Genomic DNA, 20,044 nt, shown 5'->3' with positions numbered 1-20,044 from the left:
GGGTGACCGTAGGAGACCCGGTCGGGTGACGCCAGAGGTTGCCGCGGGAATCGGCGCACTTCACGAGGACGCCCGCCTGAACGGCGACTCCGTGTGAGCACAGATCGACCCGCTGTCCCACTCCCGTCCGTGATGACCGCACCCGAGTGCGGCGCGGGCCGGAGCCGGCGGTCGAGGCGAGACGGGGACACCACATCGGGGTCGCGGGCCTTGCGCTCCTCACGCGCTGTCGTCGGGTCCCGGCGTCGCCGGCAGCCCCTCTGAACGGCCCCTCTGAACGACGTGGTGCTCGGTGAACCGGCCGGTCAGCGCCTCGGTGAGTCCGGCGGTCTCGGAGCGCGCGCCGCCACGTCGCGGCTGTGGAACCGGAACATCGACATCCACCTCGCCGCGGCTCACCTGCTCCCGATCTGACGCACCTGCACACCGGGCCGACGACCCAGGTCTCCGGGTCTTCGGCTCCCCGTGTCTCGTGCTCTTCCTTCTCGCGCTTCTCGCGGTGGTTCTTGCCGACGACCCGTGTGAGCGGTGGCGTGACAGCTCCCCGAGCTGGCAGTGCGAGTTCGGTTCTCGTCACCCGCTCCCATCGCCCGGCCGGCGCGCCCGGTCAGGACGGCAGCAAGAGTTCCCGCGCGAGACCCCGCCGGCGGCGTCGAGTCAGCACGATGACGTACGAGAACACCGCGAGACCCATCCCGCTGAGCCAGACGGCCGTCTCGAACTGCGCCGGGTAGAGGACGCCGCGCACGTACTCGGCGATGAAGCTGCCCTCGTACGGTGTCCGTCCGCCGCGCTCCAGCAGCCACTTCTCCAGAGTGGTCACCGGGCAGGTGAACGAGGTGGTGGTCACGTAGATCGAGTAGACCGTCGAGAGCATGTGCGGCCAGATCCACCGGAACCAGCGCAGCGCCAGGAACCCACCGAACACCATGTAGGCCAGATAGGCCATGTGCACGGCGACGACCAGTTCCGCGGCCACGAGGGCTGCCACGAGCGGACCCTACCGCCGAGGACTGCTGACCGGGCCGGCTGACCTGCGAGGACGGCCCGGCCGGATCCCCGCCGCGACCACGGCCAGCCGGCTGCTCCGGCCAGGCGCGAGAGCGGACCTGGATCACACGGACCCCGGTTCAATGGCCCGTGTGACCCTGGTCGCGGCCCGGGCCCGGCCGCACGGCAGCGGGCGGACGCCGGCGCGCCGTTTCCTGCTGCTGCTGTGCCTGGGCGTGGTGCTCGTCCGGGCCACCTACGTGCCGCGGCCGTTGCGCAACGACGAGGGCGGCTACCTGCTCGTCGCGCGCCGGTGGCACACCGGCGGCGAGTTCCTGTACGGCGACTACTTCGTCGACCGCCCGCCGCTGCTCCTCCTCCTGTTCCGGATCGCGTCGCTGACGGAGTGGGACCAGGCGATCCGCGTCCTCGCGATCCCGTTCGTCGTCGTGTTCGTGCTGTCGGGCTGGCGGGCGGGCTGTCTCCTCGCCGGCCCGCCCGGCGGCCGGTGGGCCGCCCTGGTCGCCGCGGGGGTGATGTGCTCCCCCGGGCTGGCGGCCGACCAGGCGGACGGCGAGCTCTTCGGTGCCGCCCTGGTGATGGCGGCCGTCGCGCTGGCCCTCTCCGCCTGGAACGCCGGCTCCGCCGCCCGTGCGCGGTGGTGGGCCGGCGCGTCCGGGGCCCTCGCCGCTGCCGCCCCGCTGGTCAAGCAGAACGTGCTGGAGGGGCTGCTCCTCCTCGCCGGCCTCGTCGTCCTCGGGTACCTCGGGCGGGACGGCGCCGCCCGCGACCGCGCCGTCCTCGTGGCGCCGGCGGCGTTGCTCGGGGCGCTCGTCCCGTGCGCGGCGTTCGGCCTGTGGCTGGTGGCGGCCCGGGTGCCGCCGGACGCCGCCTGGCGGGACCTGGTCGGGTTCCGCGGTGCCGCGTTCGACGCCATCTGGTCCAGCACACCGGACACCGCGATCAGCCGCGGCGCCCTCCTGCTGGTGCTGGGCACGGTCACGGGCCTGGTGCCGGTGTGCATCACCTGGTTCGTCGCGGCACGACGCTGCCTGAGCGACCGCCCGGTGGAACGCCGGGCGATCACCACGCTGCTGGTCTTCGGTCTCGTGGCGATCATCGCCGGAGGCAGCTACTGGCCCCCGTACCTGCTGCAGCTGGCCCCGGCGGCCGTGCTCGCCGCCGGGGCGCTCGCCCCCTCGGCCTCGCGGGCCGGCGCCTGGACGAGGGGACTGGGCCGGACGGTCGTGGCCGTCGCGACCGTGTGGACCGTCGTGGCGATCGTGGTGCACGCGGCCGTTCCGTCGGCCTGGTACAGCCAGCGGATCGGCGAGTGGCTGGCCGCCTCGAAGGCCCCGGGGGACTCCGGGTTCGTCGCGTACGGCCTGCCCTCTGTCCTCGAGGCCGCGGACCTGCCGTCGCCCTACCCGCACCTGTGGAGCGTCCCGATGCGGACGTCCGACCCGGACCAGGCCCGGCTGCGAGCGACGCTGGCCGGGCCGCGCGCGCCGACGTGGATCGTGCAGGTGACCGGCCTGAACGCCTGGGACATCGACGACGGGTCGCGCTTGCGCGACCTGGTCCGGGGCCGCTACCGCGTCGTCGCCGAGATCTGCGGCCGGCCGGTGTGGCTGCGTCAGGACGTCAGCCGGGACCTGGCCGTTCCGCCCACCTGCTGAGCGCGGCCACCCGACGCCGCGGGCCACCACCCGGAGGTTCCCTGCCGGCCGCCGGCGCCGGGGGCGGGGAGCACGCCGGTCCACCGGGCACGGCCAGGGCCGGCACGAGCACCGTGCCCACCACGGGGACGGCGAGCAGGCCCCGGCCGGTGAGCACGTCCGGCGGCGTCCACATCCGCGCGCTCACCGCCGGAAGAGCATGAGGTGGTAGGTGCAGCCGGAGCCGCTCCCGCTGGCCACGTGCGCGAGCTCGTACCGCGACATCCCCGGGTGGTCGTGGATGGCCTGCTCGGTGGGGTAGTAGCCGACGAACCGACCGGCGTCCCGGCTCGACAGCACGAGGACGTCCGGGGCACGGCGGTGGACGAGGTCCGCGCGCTCCCGGAACGGGATCCGTCCCGTCTCCTGGATGAGCGGCTCGTTCAGGAAGAAGTTGTCCACGACGAAGCGGCCCTCGGCGCGCGCCGGGACCAGGCCGGCGTCGGAGATGGCGAAGGAGGTGTCCGGCGGGGTGGTCCGCAGCCAGTCGAGCGCCGCCTCCCGGGCACCGACCCGGCAGTCCATGTACCGCTGCTGCGTGCCGTGGACGCTCACGACGTCGCCCGGCGGGAGGGCGAGCACGACGAGCCCCGCCGTGCCGGCCACCGCGAGAGTGCCCAGCGTGCGGTGGCGCCGCGGCAGGCGCCCCACGAGGTACCCGACGGCGACCGCGGCGAGCAACGCGATCAGCGGCCAGACCGGCATGAAGAACCGGCTGTAGGCATTGGCGCTGTCCAGCGTGCCGATCGACCCGAGCGCGTACACGACGGGCGGGACGGCGAGCAGCCGCGCCCGGCCGGTCAGGAGGACCACGCCGACGACGGCCAGGATCGTCGGAACGAGCGCCTGGTCGAGGAACTTGGTGAGGACGGTGGTCCCGTCGCCGGCGCCGGACTTGTACAGCACCGAGTTGGGGAGCAGGTGCCCGTAGAGGCCGAGCCGGAGGCCCTCCAGCACCAGCTGCGAGGCGAGGGGGACGCCGCCGAGCAGTGAGGCCCGCACCAGCGCGCGCCGGCGGGTCGCCGCCCGGAGGACGCCGGGGACCTCGCCCAGTGCGACCACGGCCGCCACCACCGCCAGGCCCTCCGGGCGCAGCCAGGGCAGAAGGGCGAACGCAGCGGCCGCGCGGAGCGCCCCGCCGCCGTCCCGCCGGGCCACCTCCAGCGTCCCGACGGTGAGGGCGAGGGCGACCAGGAGCGTCTCGAGGCCACCGACCGCCCAGAGGGCGAAGGGGGCGCTGCAGCCGGTCAGCAGCGCGGCGATCCGGGCGGCGAGCTCGCCCACCACGGGTCGGCCCATGACGTAGACGAGCGCGACGCAGGCCAGACCGCTGACCACACCCAGCAGACGAGCCGCCCCCGTGGCCGACCAGCCCGCGGCATCGGCGAGCGCCTCGATCCCCACGAGCAGGGGGTTGCTGAACCCCTCGACGCGCGGGCCGCCGGGGTTCCAGACGAACCCCTCCCCGGCCGCGAGGTTCTCCGCGTAGCGGACGGAGATCCAGGCGTCGTCGGTCAGGAAGCCGCGCAGCAGCCAGCACAGCGTCAGGTACACCAGGCCGGCCAGGGCGACGACGGCCCATCCGGCGTCCCGCCACACCGGCCGGGAACGCTGCCGAGCCGGCGAGGGCGTCTCGACCGGTACGCTGATCGTCCTCACGGCGCTCCGTTTCTCCTAATTCGACGGCGAGTCGGGACGACGACGTGTACTGACCGACGATCGATTCAGAAAAACTAGCCGCATATGGAGAAAGCTGCCGTGCGTGGACTTCGCGACAGCGCCTACGGGATGGCCGTCGCCGTCGCCCTCGGCACGGGGGTGACGGCCGTCGCGTGCGCGCTGTACCTGGGCCTCCCGCTCCGGGACCCGGACGGGTTCCTGGGACCGACCTACGTCCGTCTGCCGGTGCTCGTGGGCCTCATGCTCGCCATCGACGTCGCGCCCCGCGCCATCGCCCGTGCCGGGACCGCCCGCGCGATCCCCGAACAGGTACTGGTGGTCGCCCGCGAACGCTGGCCGTGGCGACGCCTGCGGCCCGCGCTGATCGGGCTGCTCGCCTTCTACGGCACCTACGTGTCGTACCGCAATCTCAAGCACTTCCTCCCGCTCCTCCGGGACGACCTCGTCGACGAGGAGCTGCTGGAGCTCGACCGGGCGATGACCGGTGGCGTCGCGCCCGCCGAGCTGTTCCACGACCTGCTGGGCACCGGCGTCTCCGCGCACGTGCTGTCCTGGGTCTACCTCGCGTTCCTGATGTTCGTGCCGGCGTCGCTGGCGCTGGCGCTGGTCTCCCGGGCGCGGCCGCGCGACGCGAGCTGGTACGTCACGGCGCTGTGCCTGAACTGGAGCCTCGGCACCGCCAGCTACTACGTCCTGCCGTCGATGGGACCGGTGTACGCCGAGCCGGAGCTGTTCTGGGGGCTGCCCGAGACCGGCACGTCACAGCTGCAGGACAGCCTCCTGGCCTCGCGCTGGTTCGTGCTCGTCGATCCCCAGGGCACCGAGCGGATCCAGAGCATCGCCGCCTTCGCGTCCCTGCACGTGTCCATCGTGTTCACCGCTGCCCTGATCGGGCACATGGTCTTCGCGTCGAAGGCGGTGCGCGCGGTCCTCTGGTCCTTCTTCGCGTTGACGGTGGCGGCGACCATCTACTTCGGCTGGCACTACATCGTCGACGACATCGCCGGGCTGGCGATCGGTGGGGGATCGGTCCTCCTCGCCGCTTGGGGCACGGGCCGGTTCCGCGGATCGGCGGTCGCTCCGGAGGACTTCGAGGAGCTGGACGAGGCGCCGGAGCGGCTGGCCACGGCGCACTCCTGAGGGGCGCGCACCACCCATCACGTCCGTGCCCCGGTGGCCGGCGGCGGGGCAGCCGGCCGCGCCCGACTCAGGCCGGGGGCCGGTGCGGAAAGACGTAACGCCGGTAGGTGAGGAAGCGGAAGAGGCTGCCGAGCGCGAGCCCGATGCCGTTGGTGGCGACGTTGTCGGCCACCGCGCTCGTCAGACCGAGCACGTAGCGGGAGAACGCCAGGCAGGCCAGCGCGATGGCCAGCCCGACCGCGCTGAGGACGACGAACAGGACGTACTCCCGGCCGAGCCGGCCGCGGGGCCGGTCCCGGTAGGTCCAGAAGCGGTTGCCGAAGTAGGCGACCGTGGTGGAGGCGGCGACCGCGGTCGTCTTGGCGAGGAGCGGTTCCTCGCCCAGCCAGCCGTTGCCCCCGAGATGGACCAGCGCGTTGTAGCCGCCGATGTCGACGAGCAGGGCGAACGCCCCCACGGTCGCGAAGCCCGAGGCCTCCCGCCCGAGCGATCCACCGGCACGCGCCGGCGTCGCCGTCGCGGGGAGCCCGCTCGCGGCCGGGGTGGACCGGTCCGTTGCGGTCGCCCGCAGGCCCCCGTGCCGGGGCAGGGCGCGGGCGACGGCCCGGTGGACCCTGGGCATGCGGTCGGCACGGCCCTCGCGGCCACCGCGGCGCGGGAGGAGGCCGCGCGGGCCGTGTCCTCCCGGCTGAGCCCCGGAGCGTCCACCGGTCCGGGCCCCACCCGGGCCGGTGGCCCGGCGACGCGCCGCGATCCGCGCACGACCGGCAGCGCGCAGCGCCCCGAGTCCGGGTCTCATGCTCGCCGCCCCTCTGCCGGCCTCCCGATCGGTTCGCGCGAGCGCCCGTCGTGCCGATCGTCAGCCATTCGCTCCAGCATGGATGCCCCGCCGCGAGAGCGCTGGTCGAGTCATCCGCCGCGGACACCGTCTCCCGCTCGACCGGGGTCCCGGACGGTCACGGCAACAAACGGACAGTACCGATTCGACGGCCGCGAGGCCATCTCGTCCCGTTCCAGGAGAATGCCCGCCGTGGGTGTCTGGACCCCGTACGCGCTGGCCCCGACGCGGCCCCGGGACCACGCCGTCGTGCGGCTGGCGGCACGACTGCGACGGGTCGGCCTCGAGGGCGTCCTCGCCGACCTCGACCGGAGCGCCGAGGAGTGCCGGGTACCGGGCGAGGCGGCAGGCGACGGCTTCACCTGGGACGCGGCCGATCGGACCGATCCGGCGTGGTGGCCCCAGGGCGTGGCGAGCATCCGGTCGGGCGACGTCCTCCTCGTCAGCTGGTACGCCCGCCGCCGGCGGTTCGTCCGCACACCGGGCGCGCGCATCTCCGTCGTCGACCGGAGGCACCCGGACGGCCCCCGGTACCGGCACGTGCTGCTGGTCTCGCCGCGCCGCCCGCTGGCCCTCCTCGGCATGCGCACCGTCCCGGTGCACGCCGGGGGCATCGCCGTCCGCGACGACCTGCTCTACGTCGCCGACACCCTGTTCGGGGTGCGCCTCTTCCGCCTCCGGGACGTCCTGCGTGCCGAGCGGCCCTCCCCCGGCCGGTGGGGAGCGATCCGCCTGCTCCGGCGGGCCCGGCCGACCGGCGGCGTCCGCGGGCACGACTACGTGCTGCCCCAGTCCATGGCCCTGCGGGTGCCGCTGCGCTCGGGCCTGCGCCGGTTGCGCCACTCGTTCCTGTCCATCGGCGAGGTGGCGGGCCGCCCCAACCTCGTCGTCGGCGAGTACCGCCGCAAGGGCGGGAATCCCCGCCTGGCCCGCTATCCCCTCGACCCCGGCACGGGTCTGCCGGTGGCCAGGGGGAACGGCGTCGCTCCGCCGCTCGAGGTCCACGACGGCCAGCCCGACCGGATGCAGGGCGCGGCCGTGCACGGGTCCACGTGGTTCGTCACGGCGAGCGCGGGCGAGGGGGTGGCCGGGGACCTCTACGTCGGTGCACCCGGGTCCTGGCGGCGCCATCGGCGGGTGCTGCCGCCCGGGCCCGAGGACCTCGCCTGGTCCCGCCCCGGCGAGGAGCTGTGGTGCGCGTCCGAGTGGCCGGGCCGCCGATGGGTCTTCCCCATCGCGACCGGTCGCTGGCAGCCGCCACCCGGCGCGGGAACCGCCGCGGGGCCGTGACCGCGCATGCGGCGTCCCCCGGCCGAGCGGAGGTCGCCGCGGCGCGCAGCTTCCGCTGCTGCGTCAGGAGGCGCCGGTCGGCGATCCCTGGGCGTCGTTGATGGTCCCGACCTCGTCCAGCAGCGCGGACAGCCCGGCCGGGGGCATCGGCCGCGCGTCGTGGTAGCCCTGGGCGATGTCGCAGCCCAGTAGCCCTGGGCGATGTCGCAGCCCAGCGCCCGCAGCGCCGTGACGTGCTCGGTGCCCTCGACACCCTCCGCCACGACGGTGAGGCCCAGGTTGTGGCCCAGGTCGATCGCGGTGCGCACCAGGACCGCGTCCTGCTGCGTCGTGGTCATGCCCAGGACGAAGGACCGGTCGATCTTCAGCTCCTCCACCGGCAGGCGGCGCAGGTGCGCCATGGAGCTGTAGCCGGTGCCGAAGTCGTCGATCGAGAGCCGGACCCCGAGGGTGTGCAGGCGCTGCAGGAACTCCATGCAGCGGGTCGCGTCGCCCATCACCGCGCTCTCGGTCACCTCCAGGGCAGCAGGTCCGCCGGCACCCGGTGCTCGGCGAGCAGCTGCTCCACCATCTCGGGCAACCCGGTGTCGAGCAGGCAGCGCGTGGAGAGGTTGACCGCCACCGGGACGGCGTGGTCCGCGTCGATCCAGGCGCGCATCTGCAGCAGGGCCATGTCGAGCACGCGCTCGGTCAGCCGCAGGATGATCCCCGTCCCCTCGGCGGCCGGGATGAAGTCGCCGGGCGGGATCAGCCCCTCGGTCGGGTGCTGCCAGCGCAGCAGGGCCTCGGCGCCCTCGATCCGCTCGCCGTCCAGGGTGTACTTGGGCTGGTACTGCAGGAACAGCTCGTCCGCGCCCGCGAGGGCACGACGCAGGTCGCCGAGCACGGTCAGCCGCGACGGGGCCGTCACGTGCTCCTCGGGCCGGAAGACCACCGCACCCGGCTCGAGCTCCCTCGCCACGTACATCGCGATGTCGGCGTTGCGCAGGAGCGCCTCGGTGTCGGTGCCGTGCCACGGGGAGACGACGATGCCGATGCGAGTGTCCCCCCAGGAGCGGTTCGGTTGCGCACCCGGCCGGGCACCCCGCGTGACTCCCCATTTCGAACCGGTTACGTCCAGAACTGGTGATCTCACTGTGCGTGCAGACACGCACGGACGGGTCGGCGGAACGCCGCCGGCCCACTGTCTCGCCACCCCCATGGGCCCTTGGTCCCTAGGAGACCGCTGGACACCCCACCACGATCGGCCCCATGAGCGAGATCCGTTCCCCGAGGGAGCCAGACCCCGCCCCGGAGACGGAGCCGAGCTCCCCCGTCCCGCCACCGCGGGGCGGCGAGGGTCCCGGCGAGGGCGTGGCTCCACTTCGTCTACCTCCGTTGTTGCCCCGCAGGCAGAACCCCTGGTTGATCGTCGAGGTCGAGGCCTCCCCGTCCGGGCAGGGTTCACTCGTCTGGGCGCTCCGCGAGGCCGCACGCCGGGATGCCACGGTCGTCGCCGTGCTGGTGCTCGACGACCCCGCCGGAGATCCCCTCGAGGGCTCGGGACGGGTACGCGTCCGGGAGCAGCTCGCCGCGCACGACCGGCTCGAGGCGCAGGTACTCCGGGCGATCGCCGAGACCGGGGTGCACGGGCGCACCCGTACCGCGGTGCTGGACCGGCCGGTCTTCGAGGCACTGACCGCGGCCACCCGCGGGGCCGACCTGGTCGTCGTCGGGGCCCACGGGAAGACGTTGCTGCGCCAGGCCGTGCCCCGTCCGCCCGTACGTCGGCTGGCGCGTGGCGCCTGAGCAGGACCGTGCCGGTTCCGGATCGGGACCGGTTCCCGGATCCGGCCGGGGCTCCTACCGTCGGGCCGTGCCCCCGCCCGACGCGCCACCGCCTCGTGCCGAGGCGCCAGCAGCCCCCGGAGATGTCGGGGCCGTCCCTGTCCTGACCGCGGCGTTGCGGGCGGTGACCTCGGGCGGCCAGCTCGAGGCGACGCTGCGCGACATCGTCCGGTTCGCCGTCCGGCACGTGGATGCGCGGTACGGGGCCCTCGGGATCCTGACGCCCGACGGACGGCAGCTGGACCGCTTCGTCATCGAGGGCATGGGAGAGGAGGACCGGGAACGCATCGGCCGGCTGCCGGAGGGGCACGGGATCCTCGGACTGCTCGTGGCCGAGCCCTCGGTGCTGCGGCTCGACGACCTGTCACAGCACCCGGCCTCCATCGGCTTCCCGCGGGGCCATCCGCCGATGCGCTCGTTCCTCGGTGTGCCCGTCCGGGTGGGTCGGACGGTGTTCGGCAACCTCTACCTCACCGAGAAGCGCACCGGAGGCCCCTTCACCCCCGCCGACGCCGAGCTGGTGCAGGCACTGGCCGCCGTCGCCGGGGTGGCCATCGAGAACGCCCGGCTCGCGGAGCGGACGGAGGCCCGCCGGAGATGGGGGCAGGCGGCCACGGAGATGGCCACCGCCCTCCTCTCCGGCGCCGATCCCGACGAGGTCCTCCGGGCGGTCTCGACCCGGGTGCGCGCCCTGACCGACGCCGACGTGGCCGGAATCCTCACCCCCACCCCCGACGACCCCGGGACGCTGACGATCGTCGCCGCCGTCGGCCACGCCGCGGAGCACGTCGAGGGCGTACGGGTGCCGCTGAGCGGCACCTTCGTCGGGGCCACCCAGGAGGCCGGCGTGGCCCGGCTGATCGACGACATCAGCACCATGCCGGTGGTCGGCAGGGGTTCGGCGGTGGAGATCGAGCTGACCGCCAGCTACGGCCCGGCCCTGGTGGTACCGGTGGGCACCCCGCCCAACCGCGGCCTGCTCGTCACGCTGCGCAGGACCGGGCGGGAGTCGTTCCACCTCGACGAGCTGGACCTCCTGTCTGCGTTCGCCGCGCACGCCACGGTGGTGCTGGAGCTCGCCCGGTCCCAGCAGCGGGCCCGCCGGCTGCAGGTCCAGGCCGATCGGGACCGCATCGCCCGCGACCTGCACGACCACGTCGTCCAGCGGATCTTCGCGACGGCCCTCTCGCTCGACCGGCTCGGCCGCTCCCTGGAGGACGAGCGCCCCGAGGTCGCCGGCGCGCTCTCGCGCACCGTCGACGACCTGCACGGCACGATCGCCCGGATCCGCACCTCCATCTTCGAGCTGCACGAGGCCGAGGACGCCTCGGCGGTGGCGGTCCGGCGGCGGCTGGCCGAGGTGCTGCGGTCGGTCACCGAGGGCCACGGGGTGCGGCCCGACCTCCGGATCCGGACCGAGCGGGAGGACCTTCCCACCGACCTGCTCCTCGACCTGGTGGCCGTCGTCCGCGAGCTGGTGACCAACGTGGTCCGCCACGCCCACGCCCGGCGGGTGACGGTGGCGGTGGACGTCACCGACACCGCTCGCGTGGTGGTCACCGACGACGGCTGCGGTCTGCCACCGGTCACGGTGCGCAGCGGGCTGGCCAACCTGGCCGACCGGGCCGAGCGGCGGGGCGGGAACCTGACCACCACGTCGTCGGGCTCGGGCACCGAGATCCGCTGGACGGTCCCGCTGCCGGGCTGACCGTCAGCCTCCCGCGCGGTCGCGCAGTTCCGTCGCGAGGATCGCCGCCTGGGTGCGCCGCTCGAGGCCCAGCTTGGCGAGCAGGTGGCTCGTGTAGTTCTTCACGGTCTTCTCCGCCAGCCCCATCCGCGCACCGATCTGGCGGTTGGTGAGCCCCTCACCGATCAGCCGCAGGACCGTCCGCTCCTGGTCGGTGAGCAGGGCCAGCCGGTCGCTGCCCGGGGACGACGCCCGGGGACGGGGGCCCGCCGGGGCGACCTCGTCGAACAGCGTGCCGCCGCCGGCCACGGTGCGGACGGCGGAGACCAGGGCCGGCCCGCGGACCTGCTTGAGCAGGAAACCGGAGGCGCCCGACCGGACCGCCGCGTCGAGCGCCTCCTGCTCGGAGTAGCTGGTCAGGACCAGGCACCGCACTCCCGGCACCCGGTCACGGAGGCCCCGGCAGAGCTCCGCCCCGTCCCCGTCGGGCAGCCGCATGTCGATGACGACCACGTCCGGACGGACGGCGGGCACCCGCGCGAGCGCCTCGGCCACCGATCCCGCCTCCCCGGCCACCGTGATGTGGGGGTCGTCCTCGAGCACCTCGGCGACGCCACGGCGGACCACCTCGTGGTCGTCGACCAGGAAGACGCGGACCGGTGCGGTACCAGCCTGCACGGGACCGGCCTCCTCCCCGACGGAACCAGGAGCGGCGAGCCTAGGACCTGCGCCCCGCGCCCGGTACCGATGCGCTCACGCCGGGAGGAGCAACGCCGCGTACAGGGTGAGGCCGGGGCCGAACGCCATGACGACGACCGGCCCGGCCACCTCGGCCATCTCCTCCAGCACCAGCAGGACCGTCGCCGACGAGCAGTTCCCGTGCTCGGCGAGCACCCGCCGGGAGGCGGCCAGCTGGTCCTCGGTCAGGCCCAGCTCGTCGCGGACCACGTCGAGGATCCGCGGGCCGCCGGGGTGCACCGCCCAGCCGGCGACGTCCTCGGTCCGGAGACCTGCCTCGGTCAGGAGCTCCTCGACGACGCCACCGACGTGGCGGGAGAGCACGTCGGGCACCCGGGGGGACAGCCCCATGCGGAAGCCGAGGTCGGTGACGTCCCAGGTCATGTGGTCGGCGGTCGAGGTGTCGGTGCGCGCCACGATCCCCGCCAGCCGCCGTCCGCGCCGTGCACCCGGCTCCAGGACCACCGCGGCGGCCGCGTCGGAGAAGAGCGCGTGTGCCACCACCTGCTCGAGGTCGCGCTGCGCCGGCTGGACGTGCAGGCTGGTCAGCTCGCAGCAGAGCAGCACCGCCGGCCGGGACCGCGCCGTCACGAAGTCGCTCACCGCGGCCAGCCCCGGGATCGCGGCGTAGCAGCCCATGTGCCCCACGAGGAGCCGCTGGAGTCCGGGGGGCATGCCCAGGTCGCCGGCCAGCCGGATGTCCAGGCCGGGAGTGGCGTACCCGGTGCACGTGGCCACGGCGAACAACCCGACGTCCCCGGGCGCGAGCCCGGCCGCGTCCAGGGCGCCGGCGACGGCCTGCTTGCCCAGCGGCAGCGCCTCCTGGACGTAGCGCTCCATGCGCGCGCCGGTGCCCCACTGGCTGAGGTCCTCGTCCATCGGGCTGGCGACCGCGTGCCGGCGCCGGACGCCCGCGCCGGCGAAGATCCGCCGGGCCGCGCGCACGCCCTCGTAGTGGCGGGCGAAGAAGCCCTCCCAGACGGCCTCCTGGTCGAACGTCGCCGGGAGGGCCGAGGCCACGCCGGTCACGACCGCGGCCGTCACGGGCGCTCCTTCCCCGGGTGCACCGGCCGGGACGAGGGCCTGACCGGGGCTCCGCGGGGCCGCGCGGACTCCCTCACGACGCTTCCGGGGCGCGCGGGCTCGGCGTCATGCCCCGACGGTACGTCGGGCGTGCCCGCCCCGCCGTCGACCCGTTTGCGCCCGTATCCGGCGAACAGCACGGCCGTGGTCGGCACCCGCTTCATCCTGACCCCGTCCCGGCGGCCGCGCCGCCACTGCACGATATCCCGCACCGAGGGCCGCAACCCGACCAGTTCCAGATCCAGGCCCAGCGCCGGAGCCGCGGCGAGCAGCCGCCGGCGGTCGACGAACAGCGCCGGGTCGTGGATCCCCGGCGGTGGCCCCGCGGGCACCCGCTCCAGGATCCGGACGGCGATGACGTCGGCGAGCCAGGTGGCGGCGATCGCGTCGATGACCAGCGTCCCGCCGGGCCGGAGGAGGCGCGCCGCCTCGGCCAGCACCGCCACGTCGTCGTCGACGTGCTCGAGGATCTCCCCGGCGACCACGACGTCCGCGCACCCGTCGGCCAGGGGTACCGCGAGCACCGAGCCGCGCACCGGCAGCACCCCGTGAGCGGCGGCCAGCCGCAGTCCGGTCAGCCCGAGGTCGACCCCGACGTGCCGGTACCCGAGCCGTGCGGCGTGCGGCGCCATGAGACCGCCGCCGCACGCCAGGTCGACCAGCAGCGCACCGGGACGGACGGCCGGCGGGATGTGGTCGGCGCGGGAGGCCGCCAGCCAGTGCAGCATGGCGAACCCACCGGCGCCCTCCCACCACTGGTCGGCCAGCTCCTCGTACTGCGCGAGGTCGTTGCGCCGGACGACCGGTCCCCCTGTCAACTGGACTTCAACGGGTCGTGGCCCCAGTTCATCAGGGAATAGCGCCACCGGGACGTCTCGACGTCCTCCGTGGCCGGCCGCTGCGCCAGGTGCCGCTGCACGTAGCCGTGCACCTTCCGCATGTGCGCGAGGTCGTCGTCGGTGAGGTCGACCTGCTTCGTGCGGAGGAGCTCGACGATGCGGCGTCCGGACTCGTGGCCGGTGGACTCGCCGGAGCCGCCGCTCTTCTGCCCGACCGACTGCGACTCGTCGGTCTGCAGCCACTTCTCCAGCTCGGTGGCCGTCATGTTGACCGCCTCCCCGAACTCGCGGCGGACGTCGGCGTCGTTACCGGCCATGGCACCCCCATCTCGGTGTAGGGGCTCCGGTACCGCACCGGGGCGCACCGGAAACGGCGGGTCTGGTACTGCTGGGACTCCCGTCCCGGAGGTATCCCCGTGTCCGTCACCGTCGTCGGCAGTCTCAACGAGGACGTGCTGGTATCCGTGGCGCGGCTGCCGGGCCGGGGGGAGACCGTCATCGGCCGGTCCGCCGTCCTGGCGCCGGGCGGCAAGGGCGCGAACCAGGCCGCCGCCGCGGGGATGCTGGCCGAGCGGGGAGCCGGCGCCGTCCACATGGTCGGCCGCGTCGGCGAGGACCCGGCCGGCCACCGGCAGCTGGCCGCGCTCGCCGCGTCGCGGGTGGACGTGAGCCGTGTGCACCGCACCCCGGGTGCCCCCACCGGATCGGCGACCATCCCCGTGGAGGACGGCACCGGCGAGAACCTCATCGTGGTGGTCCCGGGAGCCAACGCCGCGCTCACGCCGGAGGACGCCGGAGTCGGGTCCGTCCGCCGAGCCGCGGTCGTGCTGCTCCAGCTCGAGACGCCCATGGCGACGGTGACCGCCGCCGCCCGGGCCGCGACCGGCACCGTCGTCCTCACCCCCGCGCCCCCGCAGCCGCTGCCCGCCGCGCTCCGGGACCGGGTCGACGTCCTCGTGCCCAACGAGCACGAACTGGCGCAGCTGGCCGGTGCCGGCCCGGGCGAGCGGACGCCGTCAGAACTGGTCCGGCTCGCCCGGGTCGTGGCCCCGTGCGCGGTGGTGGTGACGCTCGGCGCCCGCGGCGCCCTGGTCGTTCTCCCGGAGGAGCACCCGCTGCTCCAGGCCCCGCCTCCGGTCACCGCCGTGGACACCACCGGTGCCGGCGACTGCTTCTGCGGGGCCCTCGCGCACGCCCTGGCCGCCGGTACCGACCTGCCCGCCGCGGTGCGGTTCGCCGTGACGGCCGCGGCCATCTCGACGACCGGGCCCGGGGCCCGCGGGGCGCTGCCCGACGCCGCGGCCGTCCGGGCGCTGCTGCCACGGGTCCCGGCGGCCACACCGGTCGGCTGAGCAGGTGTTTCCGGTGGGGCCCGGCGGGCACAGGGCCGTGCAGCCGACGGATCGAGGAGGACCGCCATGACCGAGCCCGGCCGCACGCCGCACACGTCCGAACGAGCCGAGGGCGATCCGCCGGGCGACGACGAGACCGGCGGCCGCACGCCGCACCCGGAGGAGCCGGCCGAGGGCAAGGAACTCGGGGACGGGCCGGCCGATACGCCGGGGAACTGACGAGGCGGCGGCGCCGCCCTGGCCGGTGGCCGCCGCGGTCCGGCAGGCTCGGCACCGTGCTCCTCGACGCCGCGCTGCTCTCCTCCGGGATCGACGACGTGCCCGCCACCGCCCGGGACCTCGAGGCGCGGGGCTACGCCGGCGTGTGGGCGTCTGAGGTCGACCACGACCCCTTCCTCCCGCTGCTCTCGGCGGGTCAGGCCACGGAACGACTGCAGGTGGGCACGGCCATCGCGGTGGCGTTCGCGCGTTCCCCGATGACCCTTGCCATGACCGCCCACGACCTGCAGCGCTACACCCGCGGCCGGTTCGTCCTGGGCCTGGGCACCCAGGTGCGCGCGCACGTCGAGCGGCGGTTCTCGATGCCGTGGAGCCCGCCGGTGGCACGGATGCGGGAGTACGTCGCCGCGTTGCGCGCCATCTGGGCCGCCTGGCAGGACGGCACCCCGCTGCGGTTTCGCGGGGAGCACTACCGGCACACCCTGATGACGCCGATGTTCGCGCCCGACCCGCACCAGTGGGGTCCCCCGCCGGTGCACCTGGCCGCCGTCGGCCCGGCCATGACGCGGCTGGCCGGAGAGGTCGCCGACGGCCTGCTCGCGCACGGTTTCACGACCGACCGCTACCTCCGCGAACGCACGCTGCCCGCCCTGGAGGAGGGTCTGGCGGCCGCCGGCAGGTCCAGGGGCGAGGTCACCGTCAGCCTGCCGGGACTGGTCGTCTCCGGGCGGACCGAGGCGGCGCGCGTCGAGGCGGCCGCCGCGGTCCGGGCGACGATCGCCTTCTACGGCAGCACCCCCGCCTACCGCCCGGTCCTGGAGCTGCACGGGTGGGGGGAGCTGGCCGACGAGCTCCACGCGCTGTCGGTGAGCCGCCGCGAGGACCGGTGGACGGCGATGGGCGACCTGGTCGACGACGAGGTGCTGGCCGCCTTCGCCGTCGTCGCCGAGCCGGGCGACGTGGCCGCCGCGGTGCGGTCCCGTTACGACGGGCTGGTCGACCGGTTCAGCGTGTACGCCTCCTACCCCGCACCGCTCGAACTCTGGGACCCGCTCGTGGAGGGCTTCCGCTGACCGTGGGCCGCACGGTGGCGGGCCGCCCGGGCGACGGACGCCGTCGAGCCGCGACACGGCCCTGACCTGCACGGACGTGACCGACATCTCAGGCCCCCGTGCCGAGGATCACCGGTTCGGGGCTGTTTTCGCGGCGCCCGTCGGGGGCAGGCTGGGCGGCATGGAGGACACCCAGCGCGAGGCACGAGTATCCGACGACGCCACCGACGTCCAGACCGAGGATTCCCGCACGCCCGAGCCGGCGACCGTGACGGTCGCCCGCATGCTCGCCAACCCGCGACGCATCCGCCGCAACTGAGGAAGGACCGCCCTCTCCCCCGAGGGGCGATCGTCACCCTCCGTCGCCACAGCAGCCCCACGGCTCCCCGTCGTCACGGCAAACACGGGTACCTCTGATCACTCAGAGCGACCACCCTCGGCGTGCCTCGAACTGATCCGTCACGCCGGTGGTGCACCATCGCTGCGTGACCGCCGCCCTGCCCCTCGAGGCCTCCGCCGACGCTCCCGCTGACGCTCGCGCCGGGGCAGACGCCACGGCCCCGGTGCGCCGCAGCCGCGCCGAGCGGCAGGCGATCGTCCTGGACACCGCCGAGCGCCTGTTCGCGGGCCGCAGCTCCCGCAGCGTGGGCATGGACGAGCTGGTCCGCGAGACCGGCCTGGGCAAGATGACCGTCTACCGACTGTTCAGGAGCAAGGACGACCTCGTCGGGGCCTACCTCTCGCGCAAGGCCGCCACGGTCCTCGCCTTCATCGACGCCGAGCTGGTCCGGCTCGAGGGCGATCCCCGTGCCGCCCTGCTCTCGGTCGTCGACGCCGTCGAGCGCGACGTGACGCGCACCGGCTTCCGCGGCTGCCCCTTCACCAACGTCAGCAGCGAGTACGACGACCCGCAGCACCCCGCCCGGTCGGCGGCCGCGGACTACAAGTTCGAGCTGCACGCCCGCCTGGAGCGCCTGGCGGAGCAGGTGGCGCCGGGCAACGGCGAGGACCTCGCCGCCCAGATCCACCTGATCATCGACGGCATGTACCTCTCCGGCGGCCTGCTGGGGCCCGACGGTCCGGCGTCGCACGGCCGGCAGCTGGCCGAGCGTCTGATCGCCATCGCCGCCGGCGCTGTCTGAGGTCGGCCGCCGGCGCGGTCTGAGGTCGGCCGCCGGCGCCGTCTGAGGTCGGCCGCCGGCGGGGTCCGACGCGCGGCCGATGCCGCTCCCCCGCACGATGGGCGGGTGACGACCGACCGCAGCCGCCCTGACCTCGATGACACCACGGTCGAGGCGCTGGGCAAGCTCTCCGAGGCCCTCGAGACGGTCGATCAGGCGCGCGGGCTGCTCTACGGGTTCCACCAGCTCACCGGCAAGGCCGACCTGCTCCTGCAGGACGCGGTCGAGCTGTTCCGCAAGGCGGGCCACGGCCGGCTGGCCGACGACCTCGACCGGGACCTGGTCGGGCGCAACGTCATCGCCGACCGGTGGACCTTCCAGATCGTCGAGGACTACGACGACGGCTACTGGGCGACCTTCCGCGACTTCGACTCCCGGGCCCGCGCGGAGGTCGCCGGTGGTGACCGGCACGTCTTCGAGGCCCGGATGAAGCAGCGGGAGCGGACGGCGGGACACCCCCGGCACGAGGCCGGCCCCGCGTTGGACGACTGAACCGGCGCCGGCCAACCGAAGACCCCCCGGCGCAGCGGACCCTCGCCGGGGGTGCGGACCGACCGCGCCGCCGTGAGCGCGGGGAGGTGCACCGTCCTCCGGACCACTGGACGGTGCACGTCCCCGCGCTCGCGCGTGCGACGGGCACCCCGCACACTCGTGGGCGTGACCATGCCCGACGAGGACAACGCCGGCTCCGACCGCGAGGCCGCTCCCCTGGGCGCCGCCGTCGCCCCGCCGGCGGACCCGGACTCCCAGGGCGGCGAGGAGGGGCCGGCGAGCGGGATCGCCGGCCCGAGCTACCCTCCCGCGGGCAGCGAGCCAGAGGCGCACGGCTGATCCTGCGGCACGCTGCCGCGGGCAGCACACTCGAGGGGTGACCACTCCCGACCCGCGCCCCGCAGGTGTCCCCGGATCCGACCCGACCCTCGGCGCGCCCGGGAGCGCACCGTCGGGCACCTCGGCCGGCCCGGGATCCCAGGCGTCCCCGTCCGGGCCGGTGCCGACAACCCCGCCCTCGGAGAGCCGGCAGCCGGCCGCCCGCCGCACCGGTCGCACCATCGGTCGCACCCTCGCGCTGGCGCTGCTGGTGTTCGTGACGGTCGTCCTCGTGCTGTTCGTCGTCTTCAACACCCAGACCGTCGACATCAGCCTGGTCTTCACCGACGTGCAGGCGCCCCTCGTCGTGGCGCTGCTCATCGCGGCCGCCCTCGGTGGCGCCGTCGTGGGGCTGCTCGACGCCCTCATGACCGTTCGGGGACGCCGCCGGAACCGCTGATGGGTCAGCGGGTGACCGCTCCGAACGGAGCCTCGCGGACGCGGTCCAGGAACTCGCGGCATCGGCCGGGCGATGAGGTAGCCCAGGGACGCGTCGCATCCGATCGACGCGCGGACGTCCAGCTGCTCCCGCGTCTCGACGCCCTCGGCGACGACGGTGAGCTCCATCGTGGGTCGGGTGCTGCCACCGGACGAGCGCCTCGAGCCCGAGCAGTTCACCGGTCGTGGTGGACGCCCCCGGCTGGCAGTAGGGCACGAGCTCGTCGCGCTCCAGCGCCTCCCGGAGCTCCTGCTCGATCTCCAGCCGGGCGTCAGCCCGTCGGCGCAGCTCGTCGTCGGACATCTCGAAGCGGGCCCGGCCGCGGGACTTCGCCCAGTAGCCGGCGGTGTCGGCGTCCCGCAGCAGGCCGCGGGCGTCCCGCCCACCTCGGGTGACCGCGACCCCGGTGCTGGCCGAGACGTGCACCCGCTCAGCCCTCGATCACGACGCGCGGGTGAGCGCCTCGCCGCTCCGCTCCGCCGGCTGGGCGGCCCCCTCCTCGTCGCACTGGGCCTCCGCGACGACCACGAACCCGTCACCGCCGAACCGGGCCACCGGGTCCCCGGCGCGCACGACCGTGGCCGCCGGGCGGCGCCCTCACGGAGCAGCTCGTCCCCGGCGTCGTGACGAGGCTGTCGTTGACCACCTCGAAGCGGTCGACGTCGGGCAGGAGCGCGGCCATCGGCGTCCGCGTCCTGCGCGCCCGGGCGATCGCCTGGTCGAGGACGTCGAGCAGGTAGGCACGGTTGGGTGGGCCGGTGAGCGGGTGGTGGTACGCGAGGCGGACGAGTTCGGTCTGCGCCCGCTTGCCGGCGGAGACCGACCAGCTGCACGAGGACCGCCTGGCAGGCGCCGTCCCCGTCCCGGTGGAGGGCGACGCTGGCCCTCGTCCAGACGACGTCGCCGTCCCAGCGGAGGAGCGCAGCTCGATCGGGGCTCCGGGGGCGCCCCCGCCGACCAGCTCGGTGACCCGCGCGTCGCCCTCACCCCGTGGGAGGGGTGGCGGACGAGCCGCTGGCCACGGTCCCCTCCCCTCGGGTGACGGCGTCACGGCGGGGCCACTTGCTCGTTGCTACCGGCTGGTAATAGCGTTTGTTACTG

Annotated in this window: 23 protein-coding genes and 1 pseudogene; 13 read left to right on the top strand and 11 right to left on the bottom strand. The window is 74.8% G+C overall.

Translation table 11 applies throughout. The features are described from left to right. Window positions 1-607: 607 nt before the first annotated feature. A complete protein-coding gene (locus tag ACFSHS_RS15305; RefSeq protein WP_376877810.1) occupies window positions 608-991 on the bottom strand; it encodes a DUF2784 domain-containing protein in 384 nt (127 codons plus the stop codon). A gap of 151 nt (window positions 992-1,142) precedes the next feature. Here ACFSHS_RS15305 and ACFSHS_RS15300 point away from each other — a divergent pair, with 151 nt between their 5' ends. After that, a complete protein-coding gene (locus ACFSHS_RS15300) occupies window positions 1,143-2,669 on the top strand; it encodes a hypothetical protein (protein WP_376877808.1) in 1,527 nt (508 codons plus the stop codon). 183 nt (window positions 2,670-2,852) lie between these two features. On the opposite strand, the gene ACFSHS_RS15295 is transcribed toward ACFSHS_RS15300, so the two are convergent. After that, the gene (locus ACFSHS_RS15295) at window positions 2,853-4,367 is read right to left on the bottom strand and encodes a hypothetical protein (protein ID WP_376877806.1); all 1,515 of its coding nucleotides are present in this window, start codon (window positions 4,365-4,367) and stop codon (window positions 2,853-2,855) included. A gap of 99 nt (window positions 4,368-4,466) precedes the next feature. Here ACFSHS_RS15295 and ACFSHS_RS15290 point away from each other — a divergent pair, with 99 nt between their 5' ends. Continuing rightward, entirely contained in the window at window positions 4,467-5,528 is a 1,062-nt protein-coding gene (locus tag ACFSHS_RS15290) for a phosphatase PAP2 family protein (protein WP_376877804.1), read from the top strand. Between the two features lie 67 nt (window positions 5,529-5,595). Here ACFSHS_RS15290 and ACFSHS_RS15285 read toward each other — a convergent pair whose 3' ends face one another. Then, window positions 5,596-6,150 (bottom strand): GtrA family protein, encoded by a 555-nt coding sequence (locus tag ACFSHS_RS15285; protein WP_376877802.1) that lies wholly within the window; start codon window positions 6,148-6,150, stop codon window positions 5,596-5,598. 408 nt (window positions 6,151-6,558) lie between these two features. On the opposite strand from ACFSHS_RS15285, the gene ACFSHS_RS15280 reads away from it, so the two are divergent. After that, the gene (locus ACFSHS_RS15280; protein WP_376877799.1) at window positions 6,559-7,656 is read left to right on the top strand and encodes a hypothetical protein; all 1,098 of its coding nucleotides are present in this window, start codon (window positions 6,559-6,561) and stop codon (window positions 7,654-7,656) included. Window positions 7,657-7,895: 239 nt separating this feature from the next. On the opposite strand, the pseudogene ACFSHS_RS15275 reads toward ACFSHS_RS15280, so the two are convergent. Further along, window positions 7,896-8,132, bottom strand: a pseudogene (locus tag ACFSHS_RS15275) (EAL domain-containing protein); the annotation flags it as partial. Window positions 8,133-8,167: 35 nt separating this feature from the next. Further along, the gene (locus ACFSHS_RS15270; RefSeq protein WP_376877796.1) at window positions 8,168-8,791 is read right to left on the bottom strand and encodes an EAL domain-containing protein; all 624 of its coding nucleotides are present in this window, start codon (window positions 8,789-8,791) and stop codon (window positions 8,168-8,170) included. A gap of 245 nt (window positions 8,792-9,036) precedes the next feature. Here ACFSHS_RS15270 and ACFSHS_RS15265 point away from each other — a divergent pair, with 245 nt between their 5' ends. Continuing rightward, on the top strand, window positions 9,037-9,444 hold the full coding sequence (locus tag ACFSHS_RS15265) for a universal stress protein (protein WP_376877793.1): 408 nt from the start codon (window positions 9,037-9,039) through the stop codon (window positions 9,442-9,444). Window positions 9,445-9,511: 67 nt separating this feature from the next. After that, complete coding sequence (locus tag ACFSHS_RS15260) at window positions 9,512-11,191, top strand: GAF domain-containing sensor histidine kinase (RefSeq protein WP_376877790.1); 1,680 nt, start codon at window positions 9,512-9,514, stop codon at window positions 11,189-11,191. Window positions 11,192-11,194: 3 nt separating this feature from the next. On the opposite strand, the gene ACFSHS_RS15255 is transcribed toward ACFSHS_RS15260, so the two are convergent. The 4 genes from ACFSHS_RS15255 to ACFSHS_RS15240 form a co-directional block, all read right to left on the bottom strand. Continuing rightward, window positions 11,195-11,848 (bottom strand): response regulator, encoded by a 654-nt coding sequence (locus tag ACFSHS_RS15255; protein WP_376877787.1) that lies wholly within the window; start codon window positions 11,846-11,848, stop codon window positions 11,195-11,197. 75 nt (window positions 11,849-11,923) lie between these two features. Next, entirely contained in the window at window positions 11,924-12,952 is a 1,029-nt protein-coding gene (locus ACFSHS_RS15250; protein ID WP_376877784.1) for a type III polyketide synthase, read from the bottom strand. Continuing rightward, the gene (locus ACFSHS_RS15245) at window positions 12,949-13,809 is read right to left on the bottom strand and encodes a methyltransferase domain-containing protein (RefSeq protein ID WP_376877781.1); all 861 of its coding nucleotides are present in this window, start codon (window positions 13,807-13,809) and stop codon (window positions 12,949-12,951) included. Before ACFSHS_RS15245 ends, ACFSHS_RS15250 begins: the two co-directional genes overlap by 4 nt. Further along, window positions 13,806-14,147 (bottom strand): DUF3140 domain-containing protein, encoded by a 342-nt coding sequence (locus tag ACFSHS_RS15240; protein WP_376877778.1) that lies wholly within the window; start codon window positions 14,145-14,147, stop codon window positions 13,806-13,808. Before ACFSHS_RS15240 ends, ACFSHS_RS15245 begins: the two co-directional genes overlap by 4 nt. A 99-nt stretch (window positions 14,148-14,246) precedes the next feature. Between ACFSHS_RS15240 and ACFSHS_RS15235 the strand changes: the two genes are divergently transcribed. From ACFSHS_RS15235 to ACFSHS_RS15200, 8 genes are all read left to right on the top strand, one after another. Next, on the top strand, window positions 14,247-15,182 hold the full coding sequence (locus ACFSHS_RS15235) for a ribokinase (RefSeq protein ID WP_376877775.1): 936 nt from the start codon (window positions 14,247-14,249) through the stop codon (window positions 15,180-15,182). A 66-nt stretch (window positions 15,183-15,248) separates the two neighbouring features. Then, window positions 15,249-15,401, top strand: coding sequence for a hypothetical protein (locus ACFSHS_RS15230; protein WP_376877772.1), 153 nt, complete (start codon window positions 15,249-15,251; stop codon window positions 15,399-15,401). 56 nt (window positions 15,402-15,457) lie between these two features. Beyond that, the gene (locus ACFSHS_RS15225) at window positions 15,458-16,474 is read left to right on the top strand and encodes a TIGR03617 family F420-dependent LLM class oxidoreductase (RefSeq protein WP_376877769.1); all 1,017 of its coding nucleotides are present in this window, start codon (window positions 15,458-15,460) and stop codon (window positions 16,472-16,474) included. A gap of 160 nt (window positions 16,475-16,634) precedes the next feature. Continuing rightward, entirely contained in the window at window positions 16,635-16,772 is a 138-nt protein-coding gene (locus tag ACFSHS_RS15220) for a hypothetical protein (RefSeq protein ID WP_376877766.1), read from the top strand. Window positions 16,773-16,938: 166 nt separating this feature from the next. Further along, window positions 16,939-17,595, top strand: a complete 657-nt coding sequence (locus ACFSHS_RS15215; protein WP_376877763.1) for a TetR/AcrR family transcriptional regulator — start codon at window positions 16,939-16,941, stop codon at window positions 17,593-17,595. Window positions 17,596-17,700: 105 nt separating this feature from the next. Further along, complete coding sequence (locus tag ACFSHS_RS15210; protein ID WP_376877760.1) at window positions 17,701-18,126, top strand: hypothetical protein; 426 nt, start codon at window positions 17,701-17,703, stop codon at window positions 18,124-18,126. A 165-nt stretch (window positions 18,127-18,291) separates the two neighbouring features. Next, window positions 18,292-18,465, top strand: coding sequence for a hypothetical protein (locus tag ACFSHS_RS15205; RefSeq protein ID WP_376878016.1), 174 nt, complete (start codon window positions 18,292-18,294; stop codon window positions 18,463-18,465). A 37-nt stretch (window positions 18,466-18,502) separates the two neighbouring features. Next, window positions 18,503-18,904: a LapA family protein gene (locus ACFSHS_RS15200; protein WP_376877757.1), complete on the top strand. Its 402-nt coding sequence runs from the start codon at window positions 18,503-18,505 to the stop codon at window positions 18,902-18,904. Between the two features lie 480 nt (window positions 18,905-19,384). Here ACFSHS_RS15200 and ACFSHS_RS15195 read toward each other — a convergent pair whose 3' ends face one another. Beyond that, entirely contained in the window at window positions 19,385-19,516 is a 132-nt protein-coding gene (locus ACFSHS_RS15195) for a nucleotidyl cyclase domain-containing protein (protein ID WP_376878013.1), read from the bottom strand. Then, window positions 19,479-19,994, bottom strand: a complete 516-nt coding sequence (locus tag ACFSHS_RS15190) for a diguanylate cyclase domain-containing protein (RefSeq protein ID WP_376877754.1) — start codon at window positions 19,992-19,994, stop codon at window positions 19,479-19,481. Before ACFSHS_RS15190 ends, ACFSHS_RS15195 begins: the two co-directional genes overlap by 38 nt. Between the last annotated feature and the right edge of the window lie 50 nt (window positions 19,995-20,044).

Source organism: Blastococcus deserti (assembly GCF_042682525.1).
GTDB classification, from domain to species: Bacteria; Actinomycetota; Actinomycetes; order Mycobacteriales; family Geodermatophilaceae; genus Blastococcus_B; species Blastococcus_B deserti.
This window is presented reverse-complemented; position numbering and strand designations above follow the sequence as displayed.